General features: G+C 71.1%; 13 protein-coding genes. 9 read left to right on the forward strand and 4 right to left on the reverse strand.

From position 1 onward, the window contains the following. Nucleotides 1-31: 31 nt before the first annotated feature. Nucleotides 32-1,684: a MinD/ParA family ATP-binding protein gene (locus JOD52_RS00715; RefSeq protein ID WP_204408477.1), complete on the reverse strand. Its 1,653-nt coding sequence runs from the start codon at nucleotides 1,682-1,684 to the stop codon at nucleotides 32-34. Between the two features lie 154 nt (nucleotides 1,685-1,838). Between JOD52_RS00715 and JOD52_RS00720 the strand changes: the two genes are divergently transcribed. Together JOD52_RS00720 and JOD52_RS00725 are read left to right on the forward strand one after the other, a co-directional pair. Continuing rightward, complete coding sequence (locus JOD52_RS00720) at nucleotides 1,839-2,612, forward strand: protein phosphatase 2C domain-containing protein (RefSeq protein WP_042343746.1); 774 nt, start codon at nucleotides 1,839-1,841, stop codon at nucleotides 2,610-2,612. 659 nt (nucleotides 2,613-3,271) lie between these two features. After that, nucleotides 3,272-3,826 carry a hypothetical protein gene (locus tag JOD52_RS00725; protein WP_204408478.1) on the forward strand — a complete coding sequence of 185 codons (555 nt, stop codon included), beginning with the start codon at nucleotides 3,272-3,274 and terminating at the stop codon, nucleotides 3,824-3,826. Between the two features lie 12 nt (nucleotides 3,827-3,838). Here JOD52_RS00725 and JOD52_RS00730 read toward each other — a convergent pair whose 3' ends face one another. The 3 genes from JOD52_RS00730 to upp form a co-directional block, all read right to left on the reverse strand. Next, nucleotides 3,839-4,687, reverse strand: coding sequence for a winged helix-turn-helix domain-containing protein (locus tag JOD52_RS00730; RefSeq protein WP_204408479.1), 849 nt, complete (start codon nucleotides 4,685-4,687; stop codon nucleotides 3,839-3,841). A gap of 655 nt (nucleotides 4,688-5,342) precedes the next feature. Beyond that, the gene (locus JOD52_RS00735; RefSeq protein ID WP_017824789.1) at nucleotides 5,343-5,999 is read right to left on the reverse strand and encodes a class I SAM-dependent methyltransferase; all 657 of its coding nucleotides are present in this window, start codon (nucleotides 5,997-5,999) and stop codon (nucleotides 5,343-5,345) included. Nucleotides 6,000-6,094: 95 nt separating this feature from the next. Beyond that, nucleotides 6,095-6,733, reverse strand: coding sequence for a uracil phosphoribosyltransferase (gene upp, locus JOD52_RS00740; RefSeq protein WP_017824788.1), 639 nt, complete (start codon nucleotides 6,731-6,733; stop codon nucleotides 6,095-6,097). A 192-nt stretch (nucleotides 6,734-6,925) separates the two neighbouring features. On the opposite strand from upp, the gene JOD52_RS00745 reads away from it, so the two are divergent. From JOD52_RS00745 to JOD52_RS00775, 7 genes are all read left to right on the forward strand, one after another. Further along, nucleotides 6,926-7,225 (forward strand): hypothetical protein, encoded by a 300-nt coding sequence (locus JOD52_RS00745; RefSeq protein ID WP_204408480.1) that lies wholly within the window; start codon nucleotides 6,926-6,928, stop codon nucleotides 7,223-7,225. A 115-nt stretch (nucleotides 7,226-7,340) separates the two neighbouring features. Continuing rightward, entirely contained in the window at nucleotides 7,341-8,222 is an 882-nt protein-coding gene (locus JOD52_RS00750; RefSeq protein ID WP_204408481.1) for a DUF981 family protein, read from the forward strand. A 183-nt stretch (nucleotides 8,223-8,405) separates the two neighbouring features. Continuing rightward, complete coding sequence (locus JOD52_RS00755) at nucleotides 8,406-8,669, forward strand: type II toxin-antitoxin system Phd/YefM family antitoxin (RefSeq protein ID WP_017824785.1); 264 nt, start codon at nucleotides 8,406-8,408, stop codon at nucleotides 8,667-8,669. Next, a complete protein-coding gene (locus tag JOD52_RS00760; protein ID WP_204408482.1) occupies nucleotides 8,670-9,059 on the forward strand; it encodes a PIN domain-containing protein in 390 nt (129 codons plus the stop codon). 19 nt (nucleotides 9,060-9,078) lie between these two features. Next, nucleotides 9,079-9,540, forward strand: a complete 462-nt coding sequence (gene tadA, locus JOD52_RS00765; RefSeq protein ID WP_338124030.1) for a tRNA adenosine(34) deaminase TadA — start codon at nucleotides 9,079-9,081, stop codon at nucleotides 9,538-9,540. Between the two features lie 202 nt (nucleotides 9,541-9,742). Then, nucleotides 9,743-10,453, forward strand: a complete 711-nt coding sequence (locus JOD52_RS00770) for an alpha/beta fold hydrolase (RefSeq protein ID WP_204408483.1) — start codon at nucleotides 9,743-9,745, stop codon at nucleotides 10,451-10,453. Between the two features lie 139 nt (nucleotides 10,454-10,592). Further along, complete coding sequence (locus tag JOD52_RS00775) at nucleotides 10,593-12,026, forward strand: M20 family metallopeptidase (protein WP_239551674.1); 1,434 nt, start codon at nucleotides 10,593-10,595, stop codon at nucleotides 12,024-12,026. Nucleotides 12,027-12,117 lie beyond the last annotated feature (91 nt).

Genomic DNA, 12,117 nt, shown 5'->3' on the forward strand with positions numbered 1-12,117 from the left:
TGTGGTGCCCGCGCAGAGGCAGGAGCACTGCTCACATGCCATCGATGATCAGCGCGGTGGCGTCCAACCACGCCTCCTTCGTGGCGTTGGAGACCCGGTTCCAGTCCAGGTGGGAGCCGTCCACGAACTGCTGCTCGTAAGGCACCTCGGTGACCGCGCGGGTATGGGCCCCGAAGTGGTTCTTCAGCCGGGTGCGCAGCACCGGGTCGAAGGTGCCCTTGGAGGAATGCGACAGGATCGTCACGGCGTGGTCCACCTGCTCGTGAAGGCCCGTGGCGCGTAGCTCGTCGATCATCCACGCGGCGGCGTTGAAGGTGTCCTCACGCACGGTGGAGATGATCACCAGCTGATCAGCGCTCTGCACCGCCGCCATCCAGTTGGAGGCCCGCACGTTGTTGCCGGTGTCGATCACCTTGATGCGATAGAAGCGGGACAGGGTGTCGTTCAGGTCGTTGAACGCCTCGGCGTCGATCGAGGCTGCCGAGCCCGGGTCCTCGTCGGAGGCAAGGATGTCGAAGCGCATCGCGCCCTGCGGCCGCATGAACGGGTCCAGGTCCGCCGCGCTGGCCTGCGGGGACCTCATCCGGTCCAGGTCGTGCAGCAGGTCCACCGCGGTGCGGGTGTGATCGGTGGGGATGCCGCGCCAGCCCAGCGTGCCGCGGGTCTCGTTGTTGTCCCAGGCCAGGACGTTGCCGCCGCGGGTCACACCCAGGGTGGCGGCGATCATCAGCGAGGCGGTGGTCTTGTGCGCCCCGCCCTTGAGGTTCACGACCACGATGTTGCGGGGCCCGTCCAGCGGCCTGCGGATCCGCTCCAATCGGTCGATCTCGTACTGCTCCTTCTTGCCCGGGCGCGGGCCGATCACCCCGCCTGTGGCGCGGGTCAGGAAGCCTCGCCAGCCCTTCGAGGCCTTCGCCTTGGGCTTGCGGGCGGTGCTGGTCTGCAGGTCCTTAAGGGTGGGGCGACCGTCGTCGGTGCCGCGCTGGCGCACCAGCTCGTTCTTGGTGGGCGCGGTGCCCACCGAGGACGACGACGGTGCGGTGGTCGGCGAGAGCGAACCGGGCACCTCGGCCGGGTCCTCGTCGGCCGTGCGGGCGCGCCAGGTGTCGCCCGTGGCCGAGGGAGCCGACGACGCGGACGGCGCCGATGACGCCGATGACGCGGAGGGTGCCGGTGCAGCAGACGGTGCGGACACCGATGAGGGGGCGGAGACGGAGGACGGTGCAGAGATGCCCGAGACAGGGACGCCGTGGGCGCGACGGCGACCCGCCCGATGCGAGCGTGCCACCGGGAACTCACCGGTGAAGGTGTCTGCGGAGGCATCGCCCGCCCACGGGGAGACCGCGGAGTGCCCTGCGCGGCCGGAAGGGGTGGCCGCTGCACCGCCGGAGGGCTGCAGAGAGGCCGGGCGGTCGTCGGCCGGGAGCTCCGGGAGGTTCTCGTCGTCCTCACCGGGCTCACGCGGGGAGATCCGCCCCGAGGGCTCCACCCGCAGGTGGTGGCGCACATCGGGTTCGAGGATCACCACGTCCAGGGGGGAGTCCTCGATCTGGGCGGCGGTGATGAACACCTGCTTCACGTGCGCCCGCAGCTCGGACAGATCCGCTCCCTCGACCTCGACCACCTCGTTGTCGAGGTGCACGCTCGCATAGGTGTCGGAGGTGATGCGCGCCTGCGCGATCATCGATCGGTCCCTTCCACGTCAACGGCCGGAGTCGTCACCGGTGCCGCGCACCCGTGCAGGCACGCTCGAGGCGAGTGCACCCACCGGCGGACGCACCCGATGACCGCACCACTCTACGGTCGACCAGCGGCGTGTGCGCACCTACAGTGACAGGGTGCGCGCTTCCCTGGTGACCAGTGAGGCCCGGCCCGGGGCCGATGAGGACGCGGCCGGTGTGCTGGGCGATGTCGCCGTGCTGCTCGACGGCGCCGGGATACCGCAGAGGTTCCGTGCCGGCTGCCACCACTCGGTCGCCTGGTTCTCCCACACCCTCGCCGCCCACCTGCTGGCACGCGCCACCGACCCCGCCCTCAGCCTGCGCGAGTCGCTGGCTGCGGCGATCGCCGAGGTGAGAGCCCTTCACGAGCACGAGTGCGATCTGGAGGCCGGATCGCCCTCGGCCACCGTGGTGGCGGTGCGCCGGGTGGGGGAGCAGCTGGAGCACCTGGTGCTGTGCGACTCCTCGGTGCTGCTGCACGGCAGGGACGGCACCGTGAGGCGCCTGACCGATGACAGGGTGGACCATCTGGTCATCCCCGGTGATGCGGGGCGACCTGCTGGCGCGCCGCGATCCGCCGAAGCCGTCGAGGCCCTGCGCAACGCCCCGGGTGGGTTCTGGCTGGCCCGCCACGAGCCCGAGGCGGCCGAGGAAGCACTCATCGGGAGCGTGCCGCTGGCCGAGCTGGCGGCCGTGCACCTGGTCTCCGACGGGGTGACCCGGGCGGTGGACCTGCTGGGAACGCACACCGCCTCGACCCTGAGCCGGGCACTGCTGTCAGCGCCTGAGGAGGTGATCAGGCAGCTCCGCGCGGCCGAGCGGGACCTGCCGCAGGGGGCCAGGCCTCGCAAGATCCACGATGACGCCACGGCCCTCACCCTCCGATGGTGAGCGGGACGTCCCTCGCCGGGCCCTTCCACGCCGATCCCACTGCGACCTCCCCGCCCGCCGTGACCTCCCCGCCCGCCGTGACCTCCCGGCCCGCCGTGACCTCCCGGTCGGTACCCGGGGGAGGTATGGGTCACCCCCGCGGTACGACGCGCCGGGCTTGGCCGAGAATTGACCGGGACTTGCCCTCGCATCGCGATCCGGACCCCAGGGTCACCACTGCGTCTACCTGCGGAAACCATCCGGCCGCAGGCGTTTACAGCAGGCGGGACGAGGTCTAGACTCACAGGTGTCCAGGGTGCTCTCCCCGTGTGTGCGGCGGCGATCATCCCGGGTGTGGTGGGGTAGACAGACCGCGACGGGGGAACTCACGGCAATGCCTGATAGTGTCCCGGTCGTGCATGTGAAACCCACGGTTTCATACAGCTGACAACTTCATAGATGTGTCGCTCCTCGAGACCCCCCTCACGGGGAGCGGCCGGACGGGCACTACGCCAGGTTCCCCCCACCTTTGGCAGCCCGTCCAGCCTGTTCGCCCGCACCCACCCCTGACGGACGACAGGCATGACGAGCGGTCCGTGAGCCCCCGACACTGTCGGCGCAGAGCTCCGGGCCGCTCGTCCCATTCATCGCCCTCCCGCCACGCCTGAGACGATGACCGGATGAGTGTCTCCCTGACCCCCGATGCGGGACGGGTGCGTGCGGTGCGCCGCCTGGCCCGCGGCCCTGTCGTCATCCTGCTGCTGACCGCCGCGTTCTTCGCCTTCGCGGGGATCTACATCGGCTGGTTCGGAACCCGCTGGGGCCTGCTCCTGCTGGTCCCCGTGGTCGGTCTGGCGCTTGCCTGCGGCCTGCTGTGGTCGCGCACTCTACGGGGCGAGAAGGCACTGGAAGCAGGCTCCTCGTACCTGACTCTGGACACCACCGGTGCCACCGGGGCGGGTGCACCGCAGATCCCCTGGTCCGGCATCGACCGCATCGAACTGGTGCGCGCGGCCGAGACCCCGCTGGACGCCCTGCCCAAGGGATCAAGGGCCACCGTGATGAACGCCGGCGGCACCCGCGGGAGCTGGACCATCGCCCTGCGCGATGGCAACGAGCACACCGGACGGTTCGACTTCGTCCCCACCGAGGAGTACCACCGGTTCCTCACCACCGGGCGAGATCTGGCCAGGGCTGGCGACGCCGTGCTGCTGGACCGGCAGGACCAGCCCTGACCGGCGCAGTCCTCAGCCCAGGATCGCCACGTCGCTGCCCGGATCCAGGCGGTACCCGGTGCCGCGCACGGTGGAGACCAGCTTGCGGTAGCGGCCCAGCTTGCTGCGCAGCCGGCGCACGTGCACATCCACGGTGCGCTCACCGGTCTCGGCCGGGGCATTGGACCACACCGACTCCATCAGCTCCTCGCGGGAGACGGTGCGCCGCGCATTGCGGGCCAGGTGCGCCAGCAGTTCGAACTCCTTGTACGTGAGGTCCACGTCCTTGCCGTCGATGCGCACCCGCCGGCCGTACAGGTCCAGCACCAGGGCGCTGTCATGCGGCACCGAGGGGCTGGACGGGCTCACGGCAGTGGCGGCCAGCACCCGACGGCGTGCGTTCTCCGCATCCCGCCGGGCAGGCGAGGTGGGGGAGACGGTGCCGGTGCGACGCGGACGCAGCGGGCTGATCGCCGCCTGCTGACGGGTGGGCGGCAGGGTCCGCTCTGTGCGGGTCGCGCCGGAGGTCGCCACGAACGGGCGGGGGCTGTGCACAGTGACCGAGGTGAGCCCGCGGCGCGCGGAGCTGAGGCGCTGGGCCTGGGTGCGCAGGGTGTCGGCCACCAGTGCGGCCTCCACATCGCCGGTGCCGGAGGGCAGGGTGACCTGGACGGTGATGGTCACGCCCGCCTCCGGGGAGTTCCCGGAGGCCGCTCGGGTGTCGTGGGGGGCCGTCTGCCCGGTGCGGTCGGCGCGTGCCGGGGACGGCGCCGACAGGCGCAGGGAGGGGGCCGCGCCGCTGGTGCCGGTGCGGGAGGAGCTGTGGGGAGCGTGGCCGGTGAGGGGACGGGTGGTGGTGGGGCGATCCAGGGCGATGGTCATGATGCGAGTTCTCCGGGTGCGGCGCGGCTGCGCGGCGGAAGGTGGACCCGGGATCCCGGTGACCTACGCCTGTGGGCGGATCGGTGGGGGTGTGCTCCCGGTGGCACCTGGAGCCCGCGCCTTCCGGCCGGCTCCTGTCAGCCGACCCCGGAGGTGTCTGGAGCGCTCAGAGGCTCGGCTGACGATGCATCATCGGCATCATCATCATCATCGAGCGCATCATGGCGGAGGCCACCCGGATGGCGGCCTCGACGCGGAGCGCGAACGATGTCATGCGGCGATCATGCACCCGGACCGCTCGAAGGGCAAGACGCTGTTCACATTTCGAAACGGCGCAGGTGGATGCGCGGTGGGGGGGGGCGGTGGAGGCAGGGGCCGCGGTGCGGGAGTTGCGGGCGGTGGCCTACGGCCCCATCGAGTGCGACGTTATGAACAGTTCACGGGCCTCCAACTGTTCACAACGTCGCACTCGATATGGAGGCCTCGGTCGACCTCGGTTCCGAGGCCATGGCGGACGAGCGCTGTCGGCCCAGCACTCGCGGACCAAGCGGTCCCAGCTCAGCAGTCCCAGCCCCGCATTCCTGGCCCAGCGGTCCCAGCCCAGCAAGTAGTCCCGGACCAGCAGTCCCAGCCCAGCTTTCCTGGCCCTGCGATGTCAGCACCGACGGCGCAGCACCAGCAGGGAGTCCTCGAGGTGCGCGGGGGCGCCGTCGGGTGAGACCGCCTCGCGCTGGATCTGCCGGGCGGTGACCAGCTCCCACTGCGCCGGATCCAGGGCGAGCCTGGTGTGCTCCTCGTGCGCGCTCAGCATCTCCGCACGATGCTCGTGGAGCGCGGTCGCCCAGGGCGGAGGGGCGGCGTGGGAGAGCACCACCAGGCGTCCACCCACGGCGATGCCGTCTGCGGCGCGACGCAGGACCGCGATGCGGGCCTGTGCGTCCCGGGCGTGCAGGAACGATGCGGTGACCAGGTCGTAGGCGTCGGCTCGGGGGATCCATCGGTCGAGGTCGCCCTGCTCGAAATGGGCCCGGCCTGCGCCCTCGGCGCCCCTGTCCAGCCCGCACTCGCCGGCTGCCCGCCGGGCCCGCTCTATCGCTGTGGGGGAGAGGTCGATGCCCAGCGCGTCCCAGCCGCGCTCGGCCAGCCAGACCACGTCTACGCCCTCTCCGCAGCCCAGGTCGAGGGCGCGACCGGGCGGCAGCCCCTCGAGGGCGACGGCGAGGGAATCGTTCACCCTGCCGGACCACACGGCATCCGAGCCTGCATACCGCTGCTCCCACTGCTGGAGCGGGGTGAGTTCCTCGTCGTTCATCGAGTCACCATCGGCTGGGGCTGGGGCTGGGGCTGGGGCTGGGGCTGGCGCTGGGGCTGGGGCAGTAGGCGTGGGGGCGGTCAGTCGACCACGGATCAGTCGACCACGCCGAAGAGGCGGTCGCCCGCATCGCCCAGGCCCGGCACGATGTAGCCCTTCTCGTTGAGCTTCTCGTCGATCGCGGCGGTGACGATGGTGAGGTCGATCGACGGGTCCACCGCCTCCTCCATCGCCTTCAGGCCCTCAGGCGCGGCCAGCAGGGTCACGCAGGTGATGTCGCGGGCGCCGCGCTCATGGATGTACTCGCAGGCCGCGATCAGGGTGTGGCCGGTGGCGAGCATCGGGTCCAACACGAAGCACTGCCGACCGGAGAGGTCCTCCGGCAGGCGGTTCGCGTAGGTGGTGACCTCCATGGTCTCGTCGTTGCGGACCATGCCCAGGAAACCGACCTCGGCGGTGGGCAGCAGGCGGGTGAGGCCGTCCAGCATGCCCAGGCCCGCGCGCAGGATCGGCACCACCATGGGCTTGGGGCGGGCGAGCTTGGTGCCGGTCATCTCGGTGACCGGGGTCTGGATCTGCACCGGGGCGACGGCCACGTTGCGGGTGGCCTCGTAGGCCAGCAGTGTCACCAGTTCGTCGGCGAGCTGGCGGAACACCGAGGAGTGCGTGGACTGATCACGCAGCACGGAGAGCTTGTGGGCGACGAGCGGGTGGTCGATCTCGAGGACGCGCATGGCCTCGAATCTACCGGAGGTGAGCAGGCTCGGGGGGCGCGGAAGGCCCGGACGGCCGGCGGCTCGGTAGCAGGCAGTGACAAATATGAGGGGCAGGTGGTGACAGAGCGCTCTGCCGCGATGGCTGCCAAAGCGGAAGAGTCGTTGTCGTACGAAGAACCGATGAACCCCGATGGGGGACGAGAGGAACAGATGACCACCATCACCCCGACCACCCGCCCGACCACCACCTCCACCAGCCTGCGCGCCGCAGGGCTGCTGACCGCCATCGTCCTGGCCGCGATCGCCATGGCCGCTTCCGCCGTCGATGCGGTGCGCTCCGGCGCACTGGCGATGGGTGAAGGGGGCGTGGCCGAGGCCATCCCGGCCTCCTTCTACGGGCCCGCCGTGCTCCCCGATCTGATCGTCCAGAACGTCGGCTGGGTCGCGGTGCTCGGCGTGCTCACGATCGTCGCCGCCGGGATCGCCCTGGCCCGCTCCGCCCGGAGCTGAGCGCCGGAGGTATCGGCCACCACTGAACCCCGCTCCCCGGTGAACCTCACCCCGGGTGAGCCACCAGACACCACCGCCCGGTCTGCCGAGAGCAGGCCGGGCGTATGGTCATCGAATGATCATCTACAACACCATCATGGCCGTCGCCGCTGGTGCGGGCCTGCTCACCCTGGTCCTGTTCCTGCGAGAACTGCTGGGCATGCGCAAGCCCGCCGCCGACGGCGCCGTGCGACCCGTCGCCTACGACGGCTGGGCCCTCAGCTTCGGCGTGCTGGCCGCCGTGCTCGTCACCACCGGCCTGCACATGACGCTGGTGTGGCCCCTGGACGAGCTGCCCTTCGACAACATCATCTTCGGCGAGCCCGCCCTGGCCTTCGGCCTGCTGATGGCGGCGCTCTCCTTCTTCCTGTGGCGCCGCCGGGACGAGCTTCGCGCCTCCACCAATCCGGTGCGCGACTTCGCCGAGACCCTGCGCCCCCTCACCCCGTTCATCGTCGGTATGGGCCTGGCCTGCATCGCGATCCTGTTCGTGGGCAACATCTACACCCTGTTCGCCGCCCCCGAGTGGGAGCCGATCTCCGGCTACTTCGCCAAGTGGCCCTGGTTCGAGGCCGCCATCATCTCCGGCCTGTACGGCATCATCGGCATCGCCGCGGTGCTGTTCCCCTTCGCCATGAACAAGGTCGTCGAGGCCAACGCCCACCGCTACCCCCATGTGGTGACAGCGGGCTCCACGACCGGCAAGCGCGCCGCCGGCGCCGCCCCCACCGCCTCGGCGAGCGTCGCCGATCAGGATGCGGAAGCCGACCGCGAGGCGAACGCCGAGGCCGCCCGCGCCGTGGCTGCGACCGAGCAGGCCGTCATCCCGGGCCTGGCCAAGGTCGTGGTGGCTCTCCTGGTGGCGGCGGGCCTGTTCCTGCTGCTGTTCGGTGCGCTGAACTACTACACCCACGTGGGCATGATCGTGAACGAGCTCGAGATGGGCATGCGCCCCTGACCTGCCTGTACGCCCAGACTGCGGCGCGCCCCGGAACAACCCGGTGGCGCGCCGTTCGTCTGCCCGGCCGGCTGTGCGCAGGGGCTGCTCCGTCGGCCGGCCGGTCGCGTGGACCAGGAGGGTTGACCAGATGATGTGACCAGGCTGGTTGACCGAGCTGGTCTTGTTGCTTAGTCTCACTCCATGAGTGCTTCCTACGCGACCGCCGATCACGATTCCCCTCGGATCGTGAAGGTGCAGGACGCCAAGACGCGGCTGTCCGCACTGCTGCGTGAAGTGGAGAACGGTGCTGAGGTTACGATCGCTCGCGGGGACCGGCAGGTTGCCCGCCTCGTGCCTCTGCGTTCCGATGTCGCGGTCCGGCCTTTCGGGTTCGTCTCCTACGCTCTGCCCGACAGCTTCTTCGACGAACTGCCGGAGGATGAGCTCACGGCCTGGGAGGCATGAGTGGAACTCCTGGTCGATACCCACGTGCTGATCTGGGGGATGGCACAACCGGACCGCCTGTCCACCGCGGCTGCTGATGCGTTGTCAGATTCTGACGTGGCCGTCCTGGTCAGTGCAGCATCCGCATGGGAGCTGGCGACCAAGGTGCGCATCGGCAAGCTCCCCGGTGGCGAGAGCCTCGTCCTGGACTATGCCCGCAACCTCGAACGCTGGCTTGCCCGCGAACTGCCGGTAAGCAGTGCGGATGCCCTTCTGGCCGGGACCCTGTCCTGGACCCACCGCGATCCCTTCGATCGGATGCTGGCGGCGCAGGCGCTGCGGCGGGGATGTGCGCTTGTCAGCTCCGACCGGGTCTTCGATCAGGTCGGTGGGGTGCACCGGATCTGGTGAGGCGCAGGACAATGGCCTCGTGACCGACGACGAACTGATGGGCCTGGCGATCGACGAGGCGCGGGCCGCCGCTGCCCGTGAACCCGCCGACGTCCCCATCGGCGCCCTGGTGCTGGGGCCCGGCGGGGAGGTGCTGGCTGCGGTCGGCAACCGTCGGGAGGCCGACGAGGACCCCACTGCGCACGCCGAGATCCTCGCCCTGCGGGAGGCCGCACGGGTGACAGGCCGCTGGAACCTCACCGGATGCACCCTGGTGGTCACCCTCGAGCCGTGCACCATGTGCGCCGGCGCGATCGTCCTCGCCCGCATCCAGCGCGTGGTGATCGGGGCGATGGACCCGAAGGCCGGGGCGGCCGGCTCCCTCTACGACCTGCTGCGCGAACCCCGGCTGAACCACCGCGCCGAGGTCACCACCGGGATACGCGAGCAGGAGTGCGGGGACCTGTTGCGGGACTTCTTCCGCGCGCGGCGCAAGCGCTGACTGCGGGTGCGCGCACGCCGATGACGGTCAGGTGTAAAGCGCACCCGCCGGAATCGCCGCATGCCGTCGGCATCGCGAATGCCGGTGGCGAGGGGGCCGTCGTCGTTCATGGCGGGTCCTGGTGTATGGGCGCGACTGGTCGGGCCGGCGGAGCCAGCGTGAGCCCCTGGCGCTCGCTGGTCAAGGGGTGCACACTTCCTCCATGGACATCATCCTGCTGCCCGGGCTGTGGCTCGACGGCTCCGTCTGGGAGCCCGTGCTGGGACCGCTGCGCGAAGCCCTGCACCGGCCCTTCCCCCTCACCCTGCCCGGCCAGGGCGCCGCCACATCCGGCGCGGCCCCCGCGGCGGCAGCCGCCAGCCTCGACGACCAGCTCGAGGCTGCCCTCGCCCCGATCGACGCCGCCGACGACCGGGTGCTGGTAGTGGGGCACTCCGCTGCCTCCACCCTCGCCTGGATGGTGGCGGACCGCCGTGTGGACGACGTCGCCGCGGTGGTGATGATCGGCGGCATGCCCGCTCCCGAAGGAGAGGCCTACGCGGGCTTCGCCCCGGTCTCGGACGGCGTCAGCGTCTTCCCCGGCTGGGAGGCATTCGCGGGGCCGGACAGCGACGACCTCGACGCCGGGGCCCGCGCCTGGCTCGAGGCCCGCATGCACCCTGTGCCCGAGTCCGTCACCCGCGCCCCCGTGCACTACACCGACCCGCGTCGTCACGAGGTGCCGGTGGCGATGGTGTGCCCCGAGTACTCGCCCGAGGATGCCCGTCAGTGGCTGGCCGCCGGCGATCTGCCCGAGCTCGAGCCAGTGCGGGACCTGCGCTTCGTGGATCTCGACAGCGGGCACTGGCCGATGGCGAGCGCACCCCAGCAGCTGGCCGGGGTCATCGCCGGGGTCGCCGCTGACCTCGGATGATGGGCCTGCTCAGTCCCGCGTCTGGCCGAGGCCGACGCGCTCGCGGCAGGGCTGAGAGAGGCGGCGAGCCGCCCGCGCAGAAGCGGTCGATCCCGGACATCCGGCACGGATCGCAACGGCCGGTCGTTATCCTGCGGCAATGACCGACCGTGAACCCCGCGACCTCCCGGACCTCTCGACCTTCCCCGGTGCCGAGCCGATCCCGCCGTCCTCCGACTACGTGGATCAGCTCGAGGCGCAGACCCGCACGGCGATGCGCACCCGTCGTCACGCGGGCTCCGAGCACACCGGCGCCCCCGCCCAGCTGCACGACGCGCTCGAGGCCGAGGTCGAGGCCGTCCACGGCGAACTGGTCGAGCTGATGCTGGACCTGTACGAGCACCCCGAGGTCGCCTTCGAGGAGGTGCGGTCCAGCAGGGCCATCGTCGAGGTGCTGCGCAAGCACGGCATCGAGGCCGAGCTGGGCGCCCACGGCGTCGAGACCGCCATCCGCGCCGAGATCCGCGGGGCCGCCGCGTCCGATGCGGAAGGCGCCACCGGGGCCGAGGGTGACGCGGCTGCCGCGCCCGGCGCCCCCACCCTCGCGGTGCTCTCCGAGTACGACGCTCTGCCCGTGGTGGGGCACGGCTGCGGCCATAACGTGATCGCAGTGATGGGTCTCGGTGCCTTCCTGGCGCTGGCGGCGCTGGCGAAGAAGGACCCGTCGGCCGTGCCCGGCCGCATCGTCTACCTGGGCACCCCCGCTGAGGAGGGCCACTCCGGCAAGGAGGTCATGGCCACCGGAGGCGCCTGGAAGGGCATCGATGCAGCCGTGATGGCCCACCCCTATGGGCACGACGTATCCGACACCGCCTGGCTGGGCCGCCGCACCCTCACCATCGAGTACCACGGTCGCACCGCCCACGCCTCCGCCCAGCCGTTCATGGGCCGCAACGCCCTGGATGCCGCGAGCCTGATGTACCAGGGCATCGGCCTGCTGCGCCAGCAGATCCCGCCCACGGACCGGGTGCACGCCGTGATCCGTGAGGGCGGTGACCGCGCCAGCGTGATCCCTGACCTGGCCCGCCTGGACCTGTACGTGCGCTCGCTGGCGCCCGAGACCCTGCGGGACCTGTCCCGCCGCGTCGAGGACGTGGCGCGAGGCGCGGCCCTGATGACCGGCTGCGGCGTCACCGTCACCTGGGACAAGCAGCCGCCGTCGCTGCCGGTGCGCACGAACGGCACGCTCACCGGGCGCTGGGTCGAGGCACAGCGCCGACGCGGCCGCGACCCCCTGCCCCGCGGGGTGGTCTCCGAGACCCTCGCGGCCTCCACCGACTTCGGCAACGTCAGCTACCGCCTGCCCGGCATCCACCCGATGATCCGCATCGCCGACCCGGACACGGCCCTGCACACCCGCGAGTTCGCCAAGGCCGCCACCTCGGACCTGGCCCGCAGCGCTGCCGCCGACGGGGCCTACGGCCTAGCCGCCTCTCTGCTGGACATGCTCCACGACGCGGAGCTCACCCGGGCTGTGAAGGACGAGTTCGAGGAGGCCGGCGGCGCGATCGACGTGCCCAGCTTCTTCGACTGACCCGGATCATCACGATTTGAGATCGGCCTGGCCCTCACCGTTCCGGACCGACCGGTCCGGCCCGTACCGTCTCCATCTGACAGATCCCTTT

It is taken from the genome of Brachybacterium muris (genome assembly GCF_016907455.1).
GTDB classification, from domain to species: domain Bacteria; phylum Actinomycetota; class Actinomycetes; order Actinomycetales; family Dermabacteraceae; genus Brachybacterium; species Brachybacterium muris.

Coding starts and splice junctions, on each gene's coding strand:
- JOD52_RS00715 (WP_204408477.1), bottom strand. CDS start 1,684: ATGATCGCGCAGGCGCGCATCACCTCCGACACCTATGCGAGCGTGCAC.
- JOD52_RS00735 (WP_017824789.1), bottom strand. CDS start 5,999: ATGAACGACGAGGAACTCACCCCGCTCCAGCAGTGGGAGCAGCGGTAT.
- upp (WP_017824788.1), bottom strand. CDS start 6,733: ATGCGCGTCCTCGAGATCGACCACCCGCTCGTCGCCCACAAGCTCTCC.
- JOD52_RS00755 (WP_017824785.1), top strand. CDS start 8,406: ATGAGTGCTTCCTACGCGACCGCCGATCACGATTCCCCTCGGATCGTG.
- JOD52_RS00730 (WP_204408479.1), bottom strand. CDS start 4,687: ATGACCATCGCCCTGGATCGCCCCACCACCACCCGTCCCCTCACCGGC.
- JOD52_RS00750 (WP_204408481.1), top strand. CDS start 7,341: ATGATCATCTACAACACCATCATGGCCGTCGCCGCTGGTGCGGGCCTG.
- JOD52_RS00725 (WP_204408478.1), top strand. CDS start 3,272: ATGAGTGTCTCCCTGACCCCCGATGCGGGACGGGTGCGTGCGGTGCGC.
- JOD52_RS00745 (WP_204408480.1), top strand. CDS start 6,926: ATGACCACCATCACCCCGACCACCCGCCCGACCACCACCTCCACCAGC.
- JOD52_RS00770 (WP_204408483.1), top strand. CDS start 9,743: ATGGACATCATCCTGCTGCCCGGGCTGTGGCTCGACGGCTCCGTCTGG.
- JOD52_RS00775 (WP_239551674.1), top strand. CDS start 10,593: ATGACCGACCGTGAACCCCGCGACCTCCCGGACCTCTCGACCTTCCCC.